Source organism: Enterococcus sp. BWR-S5, assembly GCF_016745255.1.
Lineage (GTDB): Bacteria > Bacillota > Bacilli > Lactobacillales > Enterococcaceae > Enterococcus_L.
The window spans coordinates 98,059-119,520 of sequence record NZ_JADOEQ010000012.1; the positions used below are offsets into that span (position 1 = coordinate 98,059).

The window sequence follows — 21,462 nt, forward strand, 5'->3', positions numbered from 1 at the left end:
AGATAAAAGGAATGGCGAAAGAAACAGGATTGGTATTCAAAAGAGCTCCAAAAGTTAGAGTTTTAAATCTACTTTTTGAAGCTCCTATGTTAGTAAGTTGAATAAATCTATAGTTTCTTTTGGGCTGTTTCGCTTAGATAGAGACCATAAACTAACAAACTGATTCCAAGAAAAAACTGTTGATTAATCAAATTTTGATTGAACATAAAAAAATATACTGCATTTAAGGTCAGTATTATAATTGAAAAAAATAGAATTATTCGAGATGCTAACAAATCCAAATTGTGTTCATGATTTTTCTTATTTACCATTATAAATTTCCTTTATAAACTCTGTTTTATCCTAATATTATAGCATATTGGAAATTGATGTGGGTATCTAAAATAATAACGGTAAGTGTTATAGTCAGAATTCTCAAAAAGGATGAATAGACAAAACCAACAGGTAATCCAGCAAACAAAGTGGTTAGGAGGGGAAATGAATGCTGACATTGGGATTGTATATCTTTTTTACAGGTTATGTAGCTATACGTTGTATTCTAACAATTTTTTATAGAAGAGCTGAAAAGCAACATTCCATGCTTTTTTACGAAGAGGATAAGCAGTTGAACGAATGGATTGAAACAAATTTTAAAAAAACAACCAAATTATTATTGAACCAAGTCAAGCTGATGAGTTACAAATATCCAAATTGGTTAGAATTGAAGCAGAGAAGTGTAAGAAAATCTATCGATATGATGGGAATGTAAGGCGAATTGGTTCCGTAATTATAGGTTTGCTTTCCATTTCAATTGTAGTGTTTAATTATCTAAATGGTAGCCAGCAGCTTGACTTGCCTGTTGCAATGTTTCCAGGGGTCGCTGGATTATTTAACTCAGCCTTTAGCTGGTTAGAAATTAGCTATAATGTAGGATTTCAAGAGGTTTTTCCTAAAAAGTATTATTAGGGCAGACCGATCACATATGTCATGATCAAAAAGGATTGAAAGAGGTAAAGAGTGAAAGATAATAAGAAGAAAGAAGATTTGCCAGTTGGTAAAATGATTATAGGTATGGTCATTTTAATTTTTAGCCCGATTATTATTGGGTTAGTGGTAGTGATTGCATGGGCTATATATGCTATGTTTAGTACAAGATGGTAGTTCTAAAAAAGGATTGTTCGGAATCTTAGAGAAAATTTTCCGGCAGCAGCTGTGGATTAACTAGGATATTTTTTCAAAAAGCGAACGTTAAAAATTTCTGAAGCTGTAAATAGTTCAGATTCTAAAAGAAGTTAACAAAAGTGAAGGATACAGCTGCCAGGTCGTCAGAAGACTTGTAGCTGTTTTTAAATACATAGTTTTATGTAAAACTGTGTATTTTGTATGCTGAGTTATATATTTTCGTTAGGTATTATTTAAGATAATCTCAGTATGTTTTTTTGTATATTTATAATAAGTAAAATTCATTTTTTTCTTAATGGTGTAAATTACAGCTTGAATCGGATATACCATTTTAAAGTTAATATCTCAAACTAGATAGAAACTGGAATGCTTAATTCTAAAGTAAACTATTTTATAAAAGAAAACTGGGAGAGGTTTGACACTTATTTGGGAGGTATCGCTTCCTTTTAATTGATACTATAGAGATACGAAGTAGTAGCGCTACTAGTTCAAAAGAAGGAGGTAAAAAAATGGCAAATATTGAAGTAATGATAAACTGGTTTCAAACAAGAATAGGAAAAAGCTATAACACGAATTATCCGGAAAGACTTGGACCAAATAGTTACGATTGTAGCTCTGCCGTATTTTATTCACTGATAGAGGCAGGATTTCTCCCTAAAGGAACAGCAATCGGAAATACGGAGAGCCTGTATCACTTGGAAGGTTCTCTATTAACACCGATTTCAAGAAGTCAGGTTCAACGTGGGGACATTTTTGTAGCTGGAAAGAAAGGTGGTAGTAGTGGTGCTGGTGGACATACTGGCGTTTTTGTCTCAAACAGTCGAATTATTCATTGTTACTACCCAAATGGGATTGGAGAAACACCTGCTACAGGATATATGGGTGATGGACAAGGATTACCGGTCTATTACTATCGATTAAAGGGTGGAAAGACACTAACTGCTACAATTGATAGCTTAAATCTTAATTGTAGTTCCTATAGTTTATCTGGTTGGATGGTCTCTAGTGATGGTGATCTCTCGAAGAAAGCATTGAATATTTATTATATGGATGCTACAACAGGTCGTGAACTTGCTCGTCAGACAAATGTGGAGTGGAAACAAAGAACAGATGTAAAGAATTCGCTTAAGCTTTCCTATGACAAAGTAGGCTTTGCTTTCACGGCACCAACTCCTGGAGCTTTACTGGGTAAGACATTCAGAATCTTAGTTCGCGCTGGTGCAAGCAGTGAAGGATATGAAAAATTATTTGATAAAAAACATAGTTTGATTGCAGCTTTTAACACCGGATCATTGGATAAAGCGATAATTTCCGGAAATAAATTGACACTAGGTGGCTGGCATGCGTGTAATGATATCACTTCGAAAACTGGTCATCTGTTGATTTTGATGGAAGGGAGTTCAGAAGTATTTCGACAAGATGTAACGGCGGACTTCGTTATTCGAGATGATGTGCAAAGTTCTTTGGGAAATCAAGCGTATGGTGCAAATAAATCTGGCTTTATGAAGGCAATGATTATACCCACAAATCTTAAAGGTAAGAAAGTTCGCGTTCTATCTAAACGTATTGGAGGGCCGAATGCTTCAGCAAATATCACATTTGATAAATTGATCACTCTGTAAAAGATATACGATAGTCAAAATATACGGCAAAGAAAATATTAAGAAGCCCAGCATATTGTTGGGCTTTTTAATGAGTGTATTTCTAAAAGGATTAGAAAGGATGAACTAATAAAAGCAATAAATGAATACAAACTAAAATTTGGATATAGAAGAAAATATTCTGATTTGAAAAAGAAAAGGCCATTCACTATCTTATCAAAAAGAATCAGTAACCAGAGTTTGTCAACTGGACCAGCAGCGTAATTTGTATCCAAAAATGAATAGTTTTGTACCTGATCCATATGAAACAGGGGCAAGTTGAAACTTATTTCTCAAAAAAAGAAATTTTCTTGTGATGTGTACTATATTAAGTATGAAGGGCTAAAAATGGCCGTAGCTTGACACTTTATGTTTTGAGAAAGGAGTATTCTAATGATAACTGCAAGACCAGAACCATGTGATACATTGCAAAAGATTTTCATTCATGTCTACTGTAATGGTAATTATTGGTATACAATAGCTGTAAATTACGGATCAAATAGGTAATCGCTATATCTATAATATAGTACAATGAATGCAGCATAAATGTCTATGCTGCATTTTCAAAAAGGATCGTTCGGAATCTTAGAGAAAATTCTCGCGGTAGCAGCTGTAGATTTTCCAAGATAATTTTTATAAAAGCGAATGTTAAAAATTCCTGAAGCTGAAAATAGTTCGATTTCTAAAAAAGGATGTGAACAAATGATCAAGAAGATTAATTGTAAAGATACAGAAATTATAAAAATACTTTCACTTGCGACAGCAGAGAACAAGGCTGAAGCAGCAATGGATGAATATTTGAGGTTTCCCAACAGAGAATTATATGTGAAGTGCTGCGATAATGTTATAAAGGGATGCATAGGTATAGATATATCCGATGAAAAATTTCTTACAATTACTCATATAGCTGTTTTGCGAGCTTATCAAGGACAGGGAGTTGCTAGTGAAATGATAAGCTTTGTTGAGAAAATATACAAGCCAACTAAAATAATTGCTGAGACAGATAGTGAAGCAGTAGTTTTTTATGAAAAATGTGGTTTTGAAATTAATAGTCTAGGTGAAAAATATCCAAATGTTGAACGTTTTAAATGTATTTTTCATAAATAATCATATTCTCAAAAAAGGATTGAAAGAGGTAAAGAGTGAAAGATAATAAGAAGAAAGAAAATTTGCCAGTTGGTAAAATGATTATAGGTATGGTTATGTTAATTTTTAGCCCAATTATTATTGGATTAGTAGTAGTGATTGCATGGGCTATATATGCTATGTTTAGTACCATATGGTAGTTCTCAAAAAGGATCAGTAGGAGGAAAGCAATGGATAATGAGATTACAGAAATGAAGTATCCAGGTTATAATGAAGAAGCACAAAATTATTAAATTAAAGTAATCAATAAAATAATGTGATTGTGTTCAGAGAACTTCAATCAGACAAGGAAATAGAGCATTATGTAGACCATGTGCTGTTTGAGCATAAAGGGAGAAAATATGTGAGTCTTGCAAATGTTCCTTCTGCTGATGAGGCTGAGATGGTAATAAAAAGCTACTGGACGGCATTTGATAGTCTCTTTTCAGAAAATGAAAGATTATCTCAAAAAGGATCAGTAACTGGACCAGGCAGCTGGAACGGTTACTGATCTGGAAACAAAAACGATCATAACTGCATTTCTGTTTCTATGTAAGTAGTGCGATATTATCCTTTTCGATATATTTCACATTTCCATATTGGCTGTTGTAACCATCTTGTGCCATATTTTCAGTTCCTTACTTAATTCGCATTATCGCCCTGAGCCGCAAAGGCGTATTATGCTTATCATGTAAGGAGAGAAAAATTTTTACCATCCCATTTAATAGTAATAATATCGACGTTTTTGATTCTAGGTTTTTTTCGCAGCATTTCTTTTGAAAACAAATACAGCAATGTTTTAATAGTAAAAGCATGAGTAACAATCAGGACGTTTGGATTATTCAAGTGAATAAAATTATCACCTGTATCTTTGAGAAAACTTTCCAATCTATCCGTAATCATATGAAACGGTTCAACCATACCTGTTATGTCGGATTTATAAATAATCTCATGAACTTCCGACAGACGGAAATTAAGTTCTGCAAAATCATTTTGTATCTGTAATTCATTCATCATACTGGAAATAAACTTATTATTATTTTCTGCTTCCCAGCAGCCCAAACACCACTCACGGAGCCTTTCATCAGTAATAACTTGCAGTTCATTTTGCCCCTGTGCTGTTAATATGGTTTTTCCAGTCTGTAAAGCTCTGGATGTATCACTGGAAAATGCAGCCGAAAATTGGACATTTTTCAGTTGCTGTCCTAGTTGTGAGGCTGCTTGGATTCCTCTTTCAGTTAATGGGGAATCTGCCCAACCTTGTGCTTTATGTAATTGGTTAAGTAATGTTTCCCCATGTCGAGTAATATAGAAAGTAACTGTTGAATTCATGTTTTATCCTCCGAAATAATCCTATGTAATCGTTTCACCTTATCGGCAATAGTCGAACCAATAAATTACTGACATTGTACCAAAACCACCTGCCCAAAACAACGCTAAAGTAAAAGCATAACGGCGGGATATAGATATTAGAAGAAAAATATACACCTATAGAAGCGAAAACTATAATTTTAAAGATGCTTTAAAGTCATATAAATATGATAGAGAAAATGAAATAGGCTATATTAATGAGTTAATAAGAGATAGTGGGTAAAATGAAGATAAAGTAACAAAATCATTCTTAAAAAGATTTGTTGCTGATAATTTAGACACGGTAAATAGACATGTATTTACTGAATGTATCACAAACGATCAGAAAGAAGACTGAAAAATGAAAGAATCAAATAAGTTAGTATAATTTATTTTGGAATGTTCTAATTATCATATAGAAGGAGAGTGTATATCATGAAAAAATGGTTTGGGGTTGTTTTGTTATTGCTAGTGTTTATTTATGGAGAAACGGGTGAAGCAGCTATAACCAATAGCGGAACAAACGGTCAAAACATTAGAGCAACAATTGTAAATCAGGAAGATTTGGACACGTATTTAAATGCAACAGGGACTGATTTGAGTGGCGATATAGTGACCTTTAGAAATACATCAACATTGACATTTCCAAATAAATGGTATTTTGTGAAAGATAAAACAACAGAGTGGTGGTTTGAAAGTATTTCAAATGGTGCAGACGTCGATTTGAATGAAGCTGTTTTTGCGATCAGTAACCAAAGTAATTTTTATTTGAAAATTAATGGTGGTGGAACAGAAGAAAATATGAAGTCAATTAGAAATGGTACTTTTTTGGGTAGTAGCAATACCAACAATAAAGGCGGATTTATTGGTCAAATGCTAAACGGTCAACATTGGTATTTTAAAAATTTAGTGTTTAAAAATGCTCATCTGCAAGGGCACCATCTGTTTGATCTTGCGGGTTGTACTAACATCAATTTTGACACTATTAAAGCTTATGGCTACGGGCATAGTGAATACAGTACTACACAGTTAAGAAACTTATATGAGCAAAATCCGCATAATCTTTATGCAGAAGCGATTCAGTTGGATCTATCAATTGATAGTGCTTTCGGTGGCTCTTTGAAGGATAAATCTTTTTTCAAAAATATACAGCCTACTCAAGACTCGACAACAAAAGTGATATTAAAGGATTCGTTGTTTACCACTTATGATGGTCGTTCAGCCCAGGGGTATATTGACGGAACCAAGGAAACGGTTGTCCGAAATTATTCTGCTACTGCAATCGGCTCGCATACAGGGGATGAAAATAAGCCGTATACAGAGTTAAATTTTTATCGCAATACCTTTAATAAAACGATTCGTACTCCTGACAAAACTGATGATAAAAGAATGTACCCAATCCACGTGAAATATGGTACGAAAGAGCAGGTCAAACAAACGTCGAATGTTTTCCAAAATCAATACGGCAACCCATCTTCTAATGGGCATGTTGGTGGGTATCTTGCGTGGTACCAATAAGTGTATTTTTTTATAAAGCGAACGAGTGTCTTTCTTCATGAACCAAGAAAACAGACTAAACAAACAATAATAGAAAGCTTCAGAAATAAATGTGAACTTGAAGCTTCATTGATTAGCAATTAGTAAGGGGATACGAATGTGGATGATAGAACGAACAGACAAAATCTATGGCATTGGTGGCGGTGTGAATTTGAGCTACTATACTGGATAAACTTACCAAGTTCAAGGTGAAGTGTACGGAGTTTTCATAGATTGGAATAGACGAACTGAAGATAAACCTTTCGCAAGTAAAAAACGTGTCGAGAATGCAATGAATGCTCTAAAAAGAAAGTTAATAATTGGGATCAGTTGAAAGTAGTTCCATTTCCTAAAACGATTGGAAAAGAGAAACTGACAGATTTTCTTATGTCTTTCTCAAAAGGAACAGTGTCGAGTTTTATCGAACTTTTTGATGAAGGAAACGAAAATGCAAATGAAGATAAAGTAAAATGGGTGCTATTGAAAACAGATGAGAATGGTGAACATACAGAACAAATCATTCAAGGACTATACGAAGATTTCTTGGAGTTTGAGGAGGAAGAATAAATGATACCTCTGACAACTTGAGCAAGAATTAATAAAAAGAATAAAGGGGAAATATATGAAGTATTTGAGCTATGTAGCCACAGAAGGTGGACCAATTTTAGTCGGGGACATTGGTACATTCTCGAATTGGCACGGAATTGATACAAATGATTACGATGACTTGATTAGCGAAATGGATATTAATGACAAGCTGATTACTATAGATAAAATGCAGGCTATTTGTTGGGATCCAGAAGGTGGAGGAACTACATATATTTATGAGTTTAGCGATAAGATATTTTTGATTAAAGGATTCGAAAAAGATTTATCTAGATATTGTTTGTCTCCTTTAAATTATGAAGAAAAAATTGGAAGTATCTCCGTCCATACTGGTTTGGCAATGGTCTATGCAACTGAACCAGCAACAATGATCAATGAAGTAATACCAAACAATTCTGGTCATATTATACATGAAGATATAGCATTTGAAAATTCTGTATTTGTTAAAAAAGGACTTAAAGAGAGATTCAATTGTTATTCAGATTATATTTACGATGACGATAAGACGTTGTATAAAGTCAAACGATTAGTATTAGAAAAAGTTAAAAAATGAGAGATAATAAGAAAAAAGGATTTGCCAGTTGGTAAAATGATTATAGGTATGGTTATGCTGATTTTTAGCCCTATTCTCATAGGAGTAATAGGGGTGATTGCATGGACTATATACTAGCTGGCAGTTTTTAAAAACAATCAATGTTGATTAAAATTATTAAGTATAATTTATTCACTGAAAGGACGAGGAATAGTAGATGAAAAAGATATTAATCACTGGAGCAGGTGGAGGTATAGGAAAAGCTATCTGTGAAAGAAGCATAAAAGAGGGGTTTTCTGTAGTCGCAATAGATATAAATTCAGATTCTTTGGAACCGCTCGAACAATTACCTAACATTGAAACCAAAGTTCTTGATATCAGTAATTATAATGAGGTAAAAGAGTTATTTTCATATTTTAAGAACGATAGATCAGTGTATGGATTAATAAATAATGCAGGGATTTATAATGCTTTAAATTTGATTGAATATAATGAAGAAAAGATAAACACTATTTTAGATATAAATGTTAAAGGACCTACTATATGTTCAAAATTCTTTATTGAAAATTTGAAGTTTAATGGAAAAAAAGGCAAAATTATTAACATTTCCTCAGTTTCAGGACAAGAAGGGAGCTCAGATGCTCTATATGGGCTATCTAAAGCAGCGATTATAGGATTGACTAAAAGTTTGGCTATGAGTTTTACTTCAACAGTTTTAGTAAATACAGTTGCTCCAACAATGGTAGACACATTTATGATGGAAAAAATTCCTAAGTGGCGACAAACAGAGTACAATTCTCAAAATCTAATTAAAACTCCGGTAACTGCTAAAGATGTTGCCGACACAGTAAATTTCTTATTATCAGATGAAAGTAATCATTATACAGGTGCTACCTTTGATTTGAATAATGGAGGATATTTAAGGTAAGCTGATCCTTTTATTGTCAAAAGGGATTATTAACCGGAGCTGAGCAGTTGGACTGGCAACAGCTGTGGAGCTACCAAGATAATTTTTCTGAAAATGAACAGTCAAAAATCTTGAAACCGAAAATTATTCGCCTTAACAAAAAGGATTGAAAGAGGTAAAGAGTGAAAGATAATAAGAAAAAAGTGCCAGTTGGTAAAATGATTATAGGTATGGTTATGTTGATTTTTAACCCTATTATTATAGGTAGTAGTGGTGATTAAATGGGCTATATATTACGTTGAGTACGAGATAGTAATTCTCGAAAAGGATTAGTGACCGGAGTTGGCGGGCTAGGCCGATAGCATAATTCAGAACCCAAAATAATCGATAGCTGAGTACATTATATCCCGAATGAATAGGAGTAAGAGAAGTGAATACAATACTAGCTAATTGGACTGATAAACAAAAAAGACTGCCAGGGATGGACTGTATAGTTTATCCAGATGGGGAAATCACAGTACTCAATATCTGTAGGTCTAAAAATCCTGATACTAGAGAGTTAAAGATATCAATAACGCCTTTATGTGATACTACAATTTGGAGTTTGCTTAAATATGAGAAAGATATTTGGGTCGAAGTTGACGAATGGAGTACACTTTATAATGAAGGTGGATATTACATTAGTGGGGATGGAACAATGGGAAATGAGGGATTTATTGCCAAGACGGATTCTAATAATAGCCTATTGTGGGCAATATTTTTAACAGTAACAAACCCCATAAAAAATCTAAATATAGTAGATGATTGGCTAATCGGAAAAAACGAGCATGAAAACGGGATAATTAAGATTAATCTAAAAGAATTGACAGATATCAAATACGAAATATTAGAGTAATAAGTGAAACATATGAAAAGATAGAGGTATGTTTGTTATAATTCTTATTTACAGTTTTTGACTTTCAAAAAGCATCATGTGTCAACTCTGCTCTTATTGTTCATGGGTTGACCTAGCTCGTTCCGCTTTTCTTATTGTTTAACTACACGAGCAAGCCCCCGAACAATAAACCAGTACATGTCTCATGGTAAAAAGCACCATGTGTCAATTCTGGTTTATTGTTCGGGGGCTAATCGAGCTCGCTTCGCTTTTCTTTTCTTGCTTAAAAGCTGCGGCCGCTGCTGCTGAAGGTGCCTCCGCCGGTTGTATGTGTTGTACTTCCGCCGCCACCAGAGCCGGAACCGCCTCCACCACCAGAATTATTTCTGGGGATATGTCGAGTCGTTACAAAGGAATTGATAAACCGGTCTTCTTTCTCTGTTAGCTGTAGAGAAGATTTTTCCTTCACAGGGTAATTGTATCCACCACCGAATTTCAATTTGTATTTTGAAATAGATAGTAGGACAAACCCGCCTGCGATTACGCCGGCACCGACAATTGCAAGAATAATTTCAACAGGAGTCAGTGACTTGTAGTAGGTAATTTCCCCGGTTTCTGAGTCTACTCGATAGTGTCCTTTTGGTACACCCTTGTCAAAGAATGTATTAACACTAACGAGATAACTGTCTGCTGCACCAAAATAATCTTGGGCACTCATGAAGTATTCAATGTCATCCAAGGCACTTTCCGTTCGAGCGTCATTGAGATAGTCAATCATATTTCCTGATCTTGAAATAACAAATTCACGATTGTTCATATCAATATAGAAGATAATCCCATTTTTATCCTTGCCGATAGTATCTAACAAATAATAATCAGCAAATTTATAAGGGTCTTTGTTACTGTCATCTGTTGTGACAATAAAAACTTCAGCTTTTGATTTTTTCTCGATTGATGCCGCCTTGTCGTTTAACTGCTGAATCTCATCTGAAGTAAATAATCCGGCTTGGTCGTCTACTGTATTATCAGAAGCATGGACTGATAGCGGGAAGGACAGAAGGAAGCTGAATACTGCGATAGCCAATACTAAATATCGTTTTCTCATATCATATATCCTCCAATCAAAAAGAGAACCAGTAGAACGGCAAAGATGATTCCGCCCATCATACCAAGACGTTTGTAACTGATTGGGAGTTCTCCGCTGACCTTGCCGCTTTGTCCGTTCATTGCATAGTAATAGACCTTGTCATCTCCGGAATGATTATTGTACGTAACCAGCCAAATTGGCAGCAATACATAGTCCGGTTGCTGTCCGTCGATTGTAATATGTGTTTGAACTTTAGAAAGGCGCGTGTAGGTAGCTGCCGTATCTTCCAAGATAGACTGAGAATAGTCTTTAATCTCTTTTTCTACTTCATTTTTCAAGGTCTCAAATTCAATGTCGCGTTTTTCCGCTTGGAAACCAGCTAGATATTGAGATTTGAAGGAAACGGCTTTTTCCATAGCAAACGGTTGAACGCCTTCGACCATTTTTTGTTGAACATTTTTTGAAAAAGCATTTTTGATAAGCTCTTTAAAAGAGATTTTCCCTTTTCTCCGCACAGCAAACTGCTTTGTTTCGGTGTACTCTGTATCACCAGTACGCCAAACACGAAGCGTCGCTCCCTCGGCATTCATTTCTCCTGTGACATCTGAATCGACACACCAATAGGGGAAGTAGACGCCAGTCAGTTTTTCAATTTGCTGTTTGTTGAAAAAGTCCTTTGGAATGAACCATTTCTTCTTGGTCCATGCCAGAAACTGTTTTACAGCCTCTTCTTTTTCGATGGCAAAAGGAAGAACCTTATCCGGTAAAAATTTTCCGCTGATTCGACCTGATAAGACAACAGGATTGTGACAGAAATAGCAGTAAGTAGCTGCTGTTGTTGCATCGGTCACAATTTCTGCCCCACAGCTGGAGCAGAGGAACAATTCCATATCACCTGCATCAGTTTGAGTCGCAGTACGTTCCTGCGATTGAGCAGCTTCTTCTGTTGTAGAAGATTCTTGAGGCGTCTCTTGCAGATGTGCTTCTTTTTGTGCTTGTTCAAATGCGGTAAGATCCGCTTCTGAAAAGATACTCAGACAGTATTCACAATGGAATTTTTGGTCTTTTGCATCAAAAAACAGCGGACCGCTGCAGTTTGGACATTTGTGAGTAAATGTACTATCCATCTTCTTATTTTTCTCCTTTAATTAATAAGAAAAGAACAGTTAGAATAAAAAATAGAAACAAGCTTGTGCTGTTCGCTGATAGCCAATAGAGGGACAGCAAACAGCCGCTTGGTTTCTATCTTTCATTGAGCTGATATCAATGATGTCGGCTGTATATTCCAATAAACTGATACCATCATTTCTAACCCTAACTAATCTTTCTCTGTTTTGTTTGACTGTTTGTTTTATAGTGGAACAGCTTGGAAAGGTTTCCCACAGTTCGGACAGAACTTAGGAATACCACTGGATAAATCAACAACCTCGCCGCAATCCGCACATTTCATCTCTAGCTTAGGCTTATTGTCTTCCGGTTTGGATGTCCCACAGTTGGAGCAGAACTTGCCATGGTTTTCTGTGCCGCAATCCGGACACGTCCATCCACCTTCAGCGCCCCCATTAGCTGCTTGTTGGTTTTGCTGCTGTTGCTGCGATTGTGCCTGCTGCTGCATTTGTTGCTGGTTAGCCTGTGATGCCTGCCCAAAATAGTTGCCGCTGGCATTCATGCCCATGTTGACACCCATAAATCCAGCTGTTGCTCCACCCGGATTTTTTCCGGCTTCTTCCATTCCTCTTGCCATTGCACCTTGAACGTAGCCTTCACGAACACTTGGATCGCCAAGCATCGCACCTTGGTTTCTCATATTGATTAGTTTTGTTGAATCATCTGTATAAGAAATGCTTGCAACGGCAGCTGATACGATTTCAATTCCTCTTAGTGAGCGCCAGCTTTCATCTAAAACGTTGGAAAGATAGCTGCTCAGCTCCATGCTTTTTGAAGGGACATAAGAAATTCGTTCCCCATCTGCAGACATTTTGTTGATTGACGCTTGAAGAGCTGTCAGAAACTCTGCTAAATACTGCTCATTGATATCGTTCATATCAACCTTTGTTTTATCTCTAGGAACTGAATTGGTAAAGAAAAGTAGCGGATCAGTAATTTTTACTGAATACGTTCCATGTGCTCTTAGGAAAAGCTCCGCATTATAAAAATTATCAAAATAGTTGATAGGTGTAGCAGTACCGAATTTTAATCCTTTGATTTCCTGTAGATTAATGTAGAAAACCTGTTGTTTTTGTGGCGTTGTTCCACTAAATTTTACTCGATTGAATGTTTCTGTCACTGCTTCTCTTAAATCTCCGTTGAACAATGATGGGGCAGAGTCGTTCTTGACTGTATAGTAGCCCTCTTCTGCGGAGTAATCGATAATTTTTCCACCATCCACAAGAATCATCATCATATTTGGATAGACATGAATGACAGAACCGTCTGTAATCACATCTGTTGTTGATTTTTTATTTGAGCCGCGTTTGTCATCTCTTTTGACAAAAACACCTTTTGTCATTACTGTTGTAGCAGACATTTCATCTGGTTCAATAACCTCAATCCACTGATCCGCCAAACCTCCTGAAACAGAGTCTATTGCTGCGCGACCAATGCCGCCGGTTACAGCACCTAAAGCTGTCTTGATAATACCCATTTTATTTCCTCCTTAAATGAATGTAATCGTATTATACCATAGGTTTTTAGTGTAAGAATAATACTTTGGGATGAAAAAACGACCAATTTATGCACAAGAAGGAAAAATGCTTTTTCCGGTTTTTACCTTGGCACGAAAATGTGCTACAATGAATCGACAAAAGAAAGGGAAAGGCTGGTTTTTTTGTGCGCATTTTAGCTATCGATACCTCCAATCAGACACTATCAGTATCTGTTATGGAAGGAAATAGAATTCTAGGAGAATATACAAGTACAACAAAGAAAAATCATAGTATGACCTTGATGCCGGCAATTACTGAGCTGATGAAGACAAGTCAGCTGAAGCCGGTTGATATAGATCGAGTCGTAGTGGCTCAGGGACCTGGTTCTTATACGGGGCTTAGAATCGGTGTAACCACTGCGAAAACAATCGCTTATACGTTGAACAAGGAGCTTGTGGGTATTTCCAGTCTGCTGACATTGGCCGCTGGCTGCGTGAATGTAGAGAGCCTAATCGTTCCACTATTTGATGCTAGACGAAACAATGTCTATACAGGGGCATATTCTTATAATAAAGATCAGCAGGAGTGGGAGACCGTCGTTTCAGACCACCACACTTCTTTGGAAGCATGGCTCACTCGTCTGAGTGAATATCCATCTGTTTATTTTGTTGGCGAGGATGTAGAAAAATTTCGCTTATTAATTGAAGAAAAGCTGCCGGCTGCGGTCATCAATACGTATCCGCAATGGCAAATCCCGTCTGCTGTCGTTTTGGCACAGCTAGGGGCCGATGCAACACCTGAAAAGGATATCCATCAGTTTCTTCCTCTCTATCTGAAAAGAGTGGAGGCAGAAGAGAACTGGCTAAAAGAACATTCTTTGGGAGATGAAAACTACGTTGAAAAAATTTGATTCTATCCGGAAGCTATTTGGAAAAAAGAAAAGCTGGAGCAGTTATGATAATCGATCGGTCACTATTGGAAAAGATACCTACATGTTGCGGGAGATTACACCGGATGATATCAAGGATTTGCTTTCCATTGAACGTGAAGTTTACGCAGGTGAATTACCGTGGACCAGGTCGGCTTTTTTATCAGAGCTCAGTTCCAAAAATCCACATTTATATATCCTTGCAGAAAAAGACGGACAGACAATTGGCTTTATTGGTTGTCGGATAATCGATTTTGATGGTCATATCACGAATGTTGCAGTAGCTGCAAAGGGGCAGGGCAAAGGCTTGGGAACCTATCTCCTGAAGGAGGCATTTCGCTTTTCAGAAGAGCAGGCATGTAAGAGAATGTCATTGGAGGTTCGCTTGAGTAATAAGCATGCACAAAGTGTTTATCGAAAGGCTGGCTTCATTTCCAGTAAAATTACTCCTTCTTATTATGATGATGGAGAAGATGCGTTGGAAATGATTAAGCTTTTAGAAGAAGACAAATGATTATAGAGTTGAATAAACAGAAGGAAAAGAGCGAAGAGAGGCTATGGCAGCTTAGTGAGCAGAGCTATCTCCATGGCTCGTCTTGGTCACTGGATCAATTTAAACAAGATGTTGCTCAGGAAAATAGCCGTTACCTGATTTTTACAGAGGAAAATAACTGGCTTGGTTTTATCAGCTATTATCAGGTGTTGGATGAACTGGATATTTCACATGTTGTTATTGGCAGGGAGTATCAGCGTCAAGGCTATGGAAGGCTAATGTTGAAGGAAGCAATCAGCCATTGGCGTGAACAAGGCTTTGTTCGAGTCCTTTTGGAAGTGCGTGAATCCAATCATGGAGCGCAAGCTCTTTACAAAGAGTTTGGTTTTCAATGTATTCATACACGTAAGAACTACTACCACCATCCCAAGGAAGATGGACTGATATTCGAATTAACATTATAGCTATAGTAACGCTTTTAGAAGCTTAGATATAATAAAGAGATAAAACGAATGGACTTACTAAGAATGAAAGGATGAATCGACGAACATGGAAAAAGAAAATGAACTGTTGTTAGCCATTGAGAGCAGCTGTGATGAAACGAGTGTTGCAGTAATAAGAAACGGCAGTGAAATCCTTTCAAATATCATTGCTTCTCAAATAAAAAGTCATCGACGTTTTGGCGGTGTGGTTCCTGAGGTGGCGAGTCGCCATCATGTGGAACAGATTACCTTATGTATCGAAGAAGCTTTGCAGGAAGCAAATGTTACAGCTGATGAGCTTTCGACTGTGGCGGTAACTTATGGACCGGGGCTGGTCGGTGCACTGCTGATTGGTGTATCGGCAGCAAAAGCATTTGCATGGGCGCATGAATTGCCGTTGATTCCTGTAAACCATATGGCAGGCCATATTTACGCAGCTCGCCTCGTTGCACCGTTGGAATTTCCGCTAATGGCTCTTTTAGTCAGCGGTGGTCATACAGAATTAGTTTATATGGAAGAGGATGGGGCCTATCACATTATTGGGGAAACTCGAGATGACGCTGCCGGTGAAGCTTACGATAAGGTCGGGAGAGTATTGGGACTTTCGTACCCAAGCGGCAAAGAAATTGATGAACTGGCGCATCAAGGACAGGATACCTTCCATTTTCCTCGGGCAATGATGAAGGAAGACAACTGTGATTTCAGCTTCAGTGGACTGAAAAGTGCATTCATCAATACGGTTCACAACGCAGAACAACGTGATGAACAGCTGAAAAAAGAGGATTTAGCAGCAAGCTTTCAAGCAAGTGTGATTGAGGTGCTGACTGCTAAAACTCTGAGAGCTTGTCAAGAATACCCTGTGAAGCAATTGATTGTGGCAGGTGGAGTAGCAGCCAACAAGGGGTTGCGGGAAGCTTTGGACAAGATGGTTTCTGAGTACTTGCCTGATGTTCAGCTAATTGTTCCACCTTTAAAGCTGTGTGGAGATAATGCAGCAATGATTGGTGCTGCTGCACATATTGAGCTGAAGAAGGGGCATGTAGCAGATTATTATTTAAATGCTGTGCCTGGGCTGAGCTTTAATTGAGAATAGAAAAGGAGACATGCTGGTTTAAAATCAGCGTGTCTCCTTTTTGCTTTGTTATTAATTTTAATAATTAAATGTTAAACAGCGCAGGGGAATCCTGCGCTGCTACTTATGAAAACTATAGACTAACTATTCTTTGTGGATAATCGGCTGACCAGCTCTGTGCCAAGCATGATTTTTCTGGGCACGGGTGCTTCTTCCTTTAGCAGCTCTGCAATGGTATTGACTGCCAGCTCCCCCATCCATTCTGTGTAAACTTTGATTGTAGATAAGGGGGGAGAAACATATTTTGCTACACTGACATCATTAAATCCAATAACTGAAATATCCTCGGGGATTCGAATCCCTTTTTCCTGAAGTGCGCGCATCGCTCCGATTGCCAAGGCATCACTGGACGCAAACAAAGCATCAGGGAGGGCAGAACCTTGATTGAGAAAAGTCATCATCTGCTGGTAGCCGCTTTCGACAGTGAAAGGTGCCTTGATAACAAAATCTTCATTAAAAAGATTTCTCTCAGTCATTTTCTGCTCAAACAGTTTGTAACGAGGGTCAGGCAACGGTTCTTCCGAGCCTTTTGTATACTCTATTCCAGTGAGTATGCCAATTTTTCTGTGACCTTCATTCAGAAGCTTTTCAAGAACAAGATCGATACTTTGAGAAAAGTCTACAACCAATGAATCAAAGCCGGAGGCAGAAGCATCGAAATCTGTAAATAACAGTTTCCCACTTAGCTGGCTGAGTGCATCGATTTGCTCTTGATCGAATTTGCCTAAAGCGATGGTTCCATCAGCCGGTTTATCCGTCAGTTGATCGAGCGGCTCTTTAAATAAGGTATAGCCAAGTTCCTCTGCCTTGTGTTCAATGCCAAGACGAATAGATAGATAGTAAATATCCGCCAGCTCTTCCTGAGCGTTGAACCATTGGACCAAGCGAATCGTTTGTTTATCCTGAGGTACGTTTTTCTTGAATTTTGTATAATTCAACTCTTCGGCTGCTTCAAAGATTTTTTTCTTTGTGTCATCACCTACAGATAATCCCTGATCGTAATTTAGAACACGGGAAACAGTAGCAGGAGATACACCTGCGAGTTGAGCAATGTCTTTAATTGTAGCGATACGCTTCACCTTCTCTTATTGCAAATAATCGATAAATCTTTGGAATGCTTCCTGCCCTTGAGCATCTCGTTTGAATACACCGGCGTCTAGCAATACCTGCTCAAACACCTTTCCAACCGCTTCTTGAATAATCGCTGTGACATTCTGAGAAGTGATTGTCTTGCTTGCCTTTAATTGTGCTGCCCAGTCCTTGTGATAGTCAGCCATTTCATTTTTCTGACCTAACAGATAACTTTCCACTTCTTTTAGCTCTTCTGCTAATCGTGGGGGAAGGACGGCTAAGCCCATGACCTCAATCAGACCAATATTTTCTTTTTTGATGTGATGAACTTCTTTATGAGGATGGAAAATGCCATCTGGATATTCCTCTGAGACGTTGTTATCCCGTAAAACTAAATCAAGCTCAAACAGCTCTCCTCTGCGACGTGCAATCGGTGTGATGGTGTGATGCGGTGTTCCATCCTCAGAATAGGCGCGAACTTGAACTGTTTCATCAGAGTAGGCACGCCATTGAGACAAAATCCAGTCAGCAGCTTCCGTTAACTCAGAAATAGTTTGTCCCTGTAGACGAATCACCGACATTGGCCATTTAACAATACCTGCCTGTACAGACTTAAAGCGACTTAGCTCGAAGGACTTCTCTATATCAGCTTCTGCCATTGCAAAGGTATGGCGTCCTCCTTGGTAATGGTCATGAGATAGGATTGAGCCGCCGACAATCGGCAAGTCTGCATTGGAGCCGACAAAGTAGTGTGGCAAAAACTCAGTAATACTCAAAAGTCTCTTAAATGTTTCTTTTGAAATTTTCATTGGGCGATGTTCTTCTGATAAGACAATCGCATGCTCATTATAGTAGGCGTAGGGAGAATATTGCAATCCCCATGCTTCATCATCTAAGCTCATTCGGATAATCCGGTGATTGGTTCTAGCCGGATGATTGATTCGTCCTTTGTAGCCCTCATTTTCCATACAAAGAAGACATTTTGGATAGTTAACAGAAACACTGGTTCTTTCTGCAGCAATTTGCTTTGGATCTTTTTCAGGTTTAGAAAGATTAATCGTTATTTCCAGTATACCATACTCGCTTTTTGTCGGAAAAACGATATTTTGAGCGATAGCCTTTGTTTTGATATAGTTATTTTTTTTGCATAACTGATAGAAATAGTCAGTAGCAGCTTCAGGTCGATCTTCGTAAAGCTGAGCAAACTGTTCATTGACTGCAGCTGGAGAAGGGGTGAGCAAATCCGTCAGCTGGGCCTCCAAAATATCATAATCGGCTTGTAAAGCGCCGATTACGTTGTTGCTTTTGGCTTGTTCCATCAATGTATCAAGCAATTCAAGGGGATCAACACTTTCTGTTTGTTCAATGGGCTCAAGTGCATCCTCACCAATCATCCCAAGTATTCTATTTTGCAAGTACAAGCGATCCATTTCTTTCCAACTGCCGGTTTGAATGGCTAAATCAGCAAAAGCATGGATTGTTTGACTAATCGACATCGTATTCACTCCTGTTCAAGATAGCCGTTTGGGTGGCTGGTATGCCAATTCCAGGCGGTTTCAATAATTTCTTTGATACTTGTATGCTGCGGCTGCCATTTTAGTAGTTCCATCGCTTTGGTGCTGGAAGCGACTAAGGTGCCTGGGTCGCCGGCACGGCGTGGGGCAATGACAGCGGGGATTTCTTTTCCGGTCACTTCACGAGCAGCATCTAGCATTTCTTTGACAGAATAGCCTTGGCTGCTACCAAGGTTAAAGGTATTGCTCTCATTTCTTGCGGTTAAATATTCTAAAGCTAGAATATGCGCAGCAATTAAATCTTCGACATGTACATAATCACGAATGCAAGTGCCATCAGGTGTTGGATAATCATCACCAAAGATAGAAAGCTGTTGCCGTTGACCTAATGCCACTTGCAGAATGATAGGTACAAGGTGTGTTTCCGGTGTGTGATCCTCTCCAATTGACGCATCCGCTGCAGCTCCGGCTACGTTGAAATAGCGAAGCGCCACATAGCGCATTCCGTAGGCTTGGTCGCACCATTTCATCATTTTTTCCATCATTAGCTTGCTTTCGCCGTATGGATTTTTAGGATTCGTAGGAAAGGTTTCGTCAATAGGTGATTTTTCCGGTTCGCCATAGGTTGCCGCTGTGCTGGAAAACACAATTTTTTTCACATTGTAAGCTTCCATGACCTCCAGCAAAATCTCCATTCCGTAAACATTGTTGTTAAAATATTTTAATGGCTTTTCAACGGATTCGCCAACTAAGGAACTAGCTGCAAAATGGATAACACTATCAATAGCTTCTTTTTTAAAGACACTTTCCACGAAAGGCTTATCACGAATATCTCCTTCGTAAAAAACCGCATCAGGATGAATAGCTTCCTTGTGACCGGTCAACAAATTATCAATTACAACAACTCTGTATTTCTTTTCGATTAATTGACGGACTGCATGAGACCCGATATAGCCCGCACCGCCTAATACTAAAACTGTCATATACGTTCCTCCTAAAAGTATTCTCACCACAACGATTGTGGCTTATTGGTTTGGTTGAAAAATAACTATCTTTTTCTATCATCAAGCTGCTTTCAAATGATAGAAACTGTTGTCAATGTTATTTCTTCAGTTGCATTTCGTGGCTTACAGCTTTCTGGCACCATCATCAACATGTGCTTTATAGAAATCTGCTTTGTAGCCAATTTTACTCAGGTACTCTTGTCCAACTGTATCAATAAAAGGCGTTAAGGAAGTTTCTTTGACTAACGCGATTGCACAACCGCCAAAGCCTGCGCCTGTCATACGTGCGCCAAGTACACCATCTTGTTTTTGTGCCGCTTCAACCAGCGTATCCAATTCGATTCCAGTTACTTCATAATCCATCTGAAGCGAATGATGAGAAGCATTTAGTAATTCGCCAAAGGCCTTTAAATCACCATTTTGCAGCGCTTTTTTTGCTTTCAATGTCCGTTGGTTTTCAGTAACTGCATGTCTTGCTCGTTTGATTAACGTCTCGTCAGCAATCAATGGCAGATTTGCTTCGAAGGTTTCTTCGTCCAATTCGCCTAATGCTTCGATGCTTAGCTGTGCTTGTAGACGGCGCAATGCCTCTTCACATTCTGCGCGCCGCTCATTATATTTGGAATCAGCCAGCTCTCTGCGTTTGTTTGTGTTCATGATGACTACGACATAATCGCCGAAGACGGCAGGCACAAGCTCGTATTTTAATGTGTTGGTATCTAACAATATTGCCTGATCCTTTTTCCCCATACCGATAGCAAACTGATCCATAATACCGGAGTTGACCCCGATAAATTCATTTTCTACGCGCTTTCCGGTTTTCACGAGAGTCAGCATATCAAGCTCTAATTGAAAGAGGTCATTTAAGATGACGCCAGTCAATAATTCAATGGAGGCAGAAGAAGAGAGTCCGGCACCGTTAGGAATTGTACCGTAAAACAAAATGTTCATTCCAGAATCAATCGAAGCGCCTTGCTCTATTAAGTAACGAATCATTCCTTTGGGATAATTGGTCCAATCGTGTTCTTTTTGATATGACAAATCATCCAAATCGAATTCGATTATTCCAAGTTCAGCAAAGTTTTCAGAGTATAAGCGAATTTTTTTATCTGTCCTTTTCTCAGCAATCCCATAGGTGCCGATTGTAATCGCTGCAGGGAAAACGTGTCCGCCATTGTAGTCTGTATGTTCACCAATCAAATTGATACGTCCGGGGGCAAAATAGGCTTCCCCATTGTCTGACTCGAAGATTGATGAATAATTTTGTTTCAGCTTTGCTTCCATAAAAAAACCTCCAGTAAATTATTTAGTAAATTTATTGTAAAACATTTACTAAATAATTTCAAGAGAAAAAGAAAGCGTTTCACAAAATAAA

Annotated in this window: 23 protein-coding genes; 15 read left to right on the forward strand and 8 right to left on the reverse strand. The window is 38.0% G+C overall.

Annotation, left to right across the window (positions count from 1 at the left end; all coding sequences use genetic code 11):
- Positions 1-481 precede the first annotated feature (481 nt).
- The 6 genes from IW510_RS14070 (at position 482) to IW510_RS14095 (ending at position 4,437) form a co-directional block, all read left to right on the forward strand.
- Complete coding sequence (locus IW510_RS14070; RefSeq protein WP_202060676.1) at positions 482-748, forward strand: hypothetical protein; 267 nt, start codon at positions 482-484, stop codon at positions 746-748.
- Positions 749-996: 248 nt separating this feature from the next.
- Complete coding sequence (locus tag IW510_RS14075; protein WP_202060678.1) at positions 997-1,140, forward strand: hypothetical protein; 144 nt, start codon at positions 997-999, stop codon at positions 1,138-1,140.
- A 530-nt stretch (positions 1,141-1,670) separates the two neighbouring features.
- Positions 1,671-2,783 carry a peptidoglycan amidohydrolase family protein gene (locus tag IW510_RS14080; RefSeq protein WP_202060680.1) on the forward strand — a complete coding sequence of 371 codons (1,113 nt, stop codon included), beginning with the start codon at positions 1,671-1,673 and terminating at the stop codon, positions 2,781-2,783.
- A gap of 720 nt (positions 2,784-3,503) precedes the next feature.
- Positions 3,504-3,908: a GNAT family N-acetyltransferase gene (locus IW510_RS14085; RefSeq protein WP_202060681.1), complete on the forward strand. Its 405-nt coding sequence runs from the start codon at positions 3,504-3,506 to the stop codon at positions 3,906-3,908.
- Positions 3,909-3,943: 35 nt separating this feature from the next.
- Positions 3,944-4,087: a hypothetical protein gene (locus IW510_RS14090; protein WP_202060682.1), complete on the forward strand. Its 144-nt coding sequence runs from the start codon at positions 3,944-3,946 to the stop codon at positions 4,085-4,087.
- A gap of 203 nt (positions 4,088-4,290) precedes the next feature.
- The gene (locus tag IW510_RS14095; protein ID WP_202060683.1) at positions 4,291-4,437 is read left to right on the forward strand and encodes a hypothetical protein; all 147 of its coding nucleotides are present in this window, start codon (positions 4,291-4,293) and stop codon (positions 4,435-4,437) included.
- A 176-nt stretch (positions 4,438-4,613) separates the two neighbouring features.
- On the opposite strand, the gene IW510_RS14100 is transcribed toward IW510_RS14095, so the two are convergent.
- A complete protein-coding gene (locus IW510_RS14100; RefSeq protein ID WP_202060684.1) occupies positions 4,614-5,258 on the reverse strand; it encodes a histidine phosphatase family protein in 645 nt (214 codons plus the stop codon).
- Positions 5,259-5,711: 453 nt separating this feature from the next.
- On the opposite strand from IW510_RS14100, the gene IW510_RS14105 reads away from it, so the two are divergent.
- The 5 genes from IW510_RS14105 (at position 5,712) to IW510_RS14125 (ending at position 9,752) form a co-directional block, all read left to right on the forward strand.
- On the forward strand, positions 5,712-6,794 hold the full coding sequence (locus IW510_RS14105; protein WP_202060685.1) for a hypothetical protein: 1,083 nt from the start codon (positions 5,712-5,714) through the stop codon (positions 6,792-6,794).
- Between the two features lie 348 nt (positions 6,795-7,142).
- Complete coding sequence (locus IW510_RS14110; RefSeq protein WP_202060687.1) at positions 7,143-7,379, forward strand: hypothetical protein; 237 nt, start codon at positions 7,143-7,145, stop codon at positions 7,377-7,379.
- Positions 7,380-7,434: 55 nt separating this feature from the next.
- Complete coding sequence (locus tag IW510_RS14115; RefSeq protein ID WP_202060689.1) at positions 7,435-7,971, forward strand: hypothetical protein; 537 nt, start codon at positions 7,435-7,437, stop codon at positions 7,969-7,971.
- Positions 7,972-8,167: 196 nt separating this feature from the next.
- Complete coding sequence (locus IW510_RS14120) at positions 8,168-8,878, forward strand: SDR family oxidoreductase (protein WP_202060691.1); 711 nt, start codon at positions 8,168-8,170, stop codon at positions 8,876-8,878.
- 409 nt (positions 8,879-9,287) lie between these two features.
- Entirely contained in the window at positions 9,288-9,752 is a 465-nt protein-coding gene (locus tag IW510_RS14125; protein WP_202060693.1) for a hypothetical protein, read from the forward strand.
- 262 nt (positions 9,753-10,014) lie between these two features.
- Here IW510_RS14125 and IW510_RS14130 read toward each other — a convergent pair whose 3' ends face one another.
- The 3 genes from IW510_RS14130 to IW510_RS14140 form a co-directional block, all read right to left on the reverse strand.
- The gene (locus tag IW510_RS14130) at positions 10,015-10,836 is read right to left on the reverse strand and encodes a TPM domain-containing protein (protein ID WP_202060694.1); all 822 of its coding nucleotides are present in this window, start codon (positions 10,834-10,836) and stop codon (positions 10,015-10,017) included.
- A complete protein-coding gene (locus tag IW510_RS14135) occupies positions 10,833-11,945 on the reverse strand; it encodes a TFIIB-type zinc ribbon-containing protein (RefSeq protein ID WP_202060695.1) in 1,113 nt (370 codons plus the stop codon). Before IW510_RS14135 ends, IW510_RS14130 begins: the two co-directional genes overlap by 4 nt.
- Positions 11,946-12,169: 224 nt before the next feature.
- Positions 12,170-13,462: an SPFH domain-containing protein gene (locus IW510_RS14140; RefSeq protein ID WP_202060696.1), complete on the reverse strand. Its 1,293-nt coding sequence runs from the start codon at positions 13,460-13,462 to the stop codon at positions 12,170-12,172.
- Positions 13,463-13,647: 185 nt separating this feature from the next.
- Here IW510_RS14140 and tsaB point away from each other — a divergent pair, with 185 nt between their 5' ends.
- The 4 genes from tsaB (at position 13,648) to tsaD (ending at position 16,453) form a co-directional block, all read left to right on the forward strand.
- Positions 13,648-14,373 (forward strand): tRNA (adenosine(37)-N6)-threonylcarbamoyltransferase complex dimerization subunit type 1 TsaB, encoded by a 726-nt coding sequence (gene tsaB / locus IW510_RS14145; protein WP_202060697.1) that lies wholly within the window; start codon positions 13,648-13,650, stop codon positions 14,371-14,373.
- Positions 14,348-14,905, forward strand: coding sequence for a ribosomal protein S18-alanine N-acetyltransferase (rimI, locus tag IW510_RS14150; protein WP_202060698.1), 558 nt, complete (start codon positions 14,348-14,350; stop codon positions 14,903-14,905). Before tsaB ends, rimI (IW510_RS14150) begins: the two co-directional genes overlap by 26 nt.
- Positions 14,902-15,348 carry a ribosomal protein S18-alanine N-acetyltransferase gene (gene rimI, locus IW510_RS14155; RefSeq protein ID WP_202060700.1) on the forward strand — a complete coding sequence of 149 codons (447 nt, stop codon included), beginning with the start codon at positions 14,902-14,904 and terminating at the stop codon, positions 15,346-15,348. Before rimI (IW510_RS14150) ends, rimI (IW510_RS14155) begins: the two co-directional genes overlap by 4 nt.
- Positions 15,349-15,433: 85 nt before the next feature.
- The gene (gene tsaD / locus IW510_RS14160; protein ID WP_202060702.1) at positions 15,434-16,453 is read left to right on the forward strand and encodes a tRNA (adenosine(37)-N6)-threonylcarbamoyltransferase complex transferase subunit TsaD; all 1,020 of its coding nucleotides are present in this window, start codon (positions 15,434-15,436) and stop codon (positions 16,451-16,453) included.
- A 125-nt stretch (positions 16,454-16,578) separates the two neighbouring features.
- Here tsaD and IW510_RS14165 read toward each other — a convergent pair whose 3' ends face one another.
- The 4 genes from IW510_RS14165 to IW510_RS14180 form a co-directional block, all read right to left on the reverse strand.
- Positions 16,579-17,568 carry a LacI family DNA-binding transcriptional regulator gene (locus tag IW510_RS14165; protein WP_202060800.1) on the reverse strand — a complete coding sequence of 330 codons (990 nt, stop codon included), beginning with the start codon at positions 17,566-17,568 and terminating at the stop codon, positions 16,579-16,581.
- A 15-nt stretch (positions 17,569-17,583) separates the two neighbouring features.
- Positions 17,584-19,065 (reverse strand): UDP-glucose--hexose-1-phosphate uridylyltransferase, encoded by a 1,482-nt coding sequence (gene galT / locus IW510_RS14170; protein ID WP_202060704.1) that lies wholly within the window; start codon positions 19,063-19,065, stop codon positions 17,584-17,586.
- 5 nt (positions 19,066-19,070) lie between these two features.
- Positions 19,071-20,066: a UDP-glucose 4-epimerase GalE gene (galE, locus tag IW510_RS14175; RefSeq protein ID WP_202060706.1), complete on the reverse strand. Its 996-nt coding sequence runs from the start codon at positions 20,064-20,066 to the stop codon at positions 19,071-19,073.
- Between the two features lie 144 nt (positions 20,067-20,210).
- Positions 20,211-21,371, reverse strand: coding sequence for a galactokinase (locus tag IW510_RS14180; RefSeq protein WP_202060708.1), 1,161 nt, complete (start codon positions 21,369-21,371; stop codon positions 20,211-20,213).
- Between the last annotated feature and the right edge of the window lie 91 nt (positions 21,372-21,462).

Excerpts from the sequence above, each read along its gene's own strand:
- IW510_RS14070 (WP_202060676.1), top strand. The coding sequence starts at position 482 with ATGCTGACATTGGGATTGTATATCTTTTTTACAGGTTATGTAGCTATA.
- IW510_RS14080 (WP_202060680.1), top strand. The coding sequence starts at position 1,671 with ATGGCAAATATTGAAGTAATGATAAACTGGTTTCAAACAAGAATAGGA.
- IW510_RS14085 (WP_202060681.1), top strand. The coding sequence starts at position 3,504 with ATGATCAAGAAGATTAATTGTAAAGATACAGAAATTATAAAAATACTT.
- IW510_RS14100 (WP_202060684.1), bottom strand. The coding sequence starts at position 5,258 with ATGAATTCAACAGTTACTTTCTATATTACTCGACATGGGGAAACATTA.
- IW510_RS14105 (WP_202060685.1), top strand. The coding sequence starts at position 5,712 with ATGAAAAAATGGTTTGGGGTTGTTTTGTTATTGCTAGTGTTTATTTAT.
- IW510_RS14115 (WP_202060689.1), top strand. The coding sequence starts at position 7,435 with ATGAAGTATTTGAGCTATGTAGCCACAGAAGGTGGACCAATTTTAGTC.
- IW510_RS14120 (WP_202060691.1), top strand. The coding sequence starts at position 8,168 with ATGAAAAAGATATTAATCACTGGAGCAGGTGGAGGTATAGGAAAAGCT.
- IW510_RS14130 (WP_202060694.1), bottom strand. The coding sequence starts at position 10,836 with ATGAGAAAACGATATTTAGTATTGGCTATCGCAGTATTCAGCTTCCTT.
- IW510_RS14135 (WP_202060695.1), bottom strand. The coding sequence starts at position 11,945 with ATGGATAGTACATTTACTCACAAATGTCCAAACTGCAGCGGTCCGCTG.
- IW510_RS14140 (WP_202060696.1), bottom strand. The coding sequence starts at position 13,462 with ATGGGTATTATCAAGACAGCTTTAGGTGCTGTAACCGGCGGCATTGGT.
- rimI (WP_202060698.1), top strand. The coding sequence starts at position 14,348 with ATGAAAACTACGTTGAAAAAATTTGATTCTATCCGGAAGCTATTTGGA.
- rimI (WP_202060700.1), top strand. The coding sequence starts at position 14,902 with ATGATTATAGAGTTGAATAAACAGAAGGAAAAGAGCGAAGAGAGGCTA.
- tsaD (WP_202060702.1), top strand. The coding sequence starts at position 15,434 with ATGGAAAAAGAAAATGAACTGTTGTTAGCCATTGAGAGCAGCTGTGAT.
- galT (WP_202060704.1), bottom strand. The coding sequence starts at position 19,065 with ATGTCGATTAGTCAAACAATCCATGCTTTTGCTGATTTAGCCATTCAA.
- galE (WP_202060706.1), bottom strand. The coding sequence starts at position 20,066 with ATGACAGTTTTAGTATTAGGCGGTGCGGGCTATATCGGGTCTCATGCA.
- IW510_RS14180 (WP_202060708.1), bottom strand. The coding sequence starts at position 21,371 with ATGGAAGCAAAGCTGAAACAAAATTATTCATCAATCTTCGAGTCAGAC.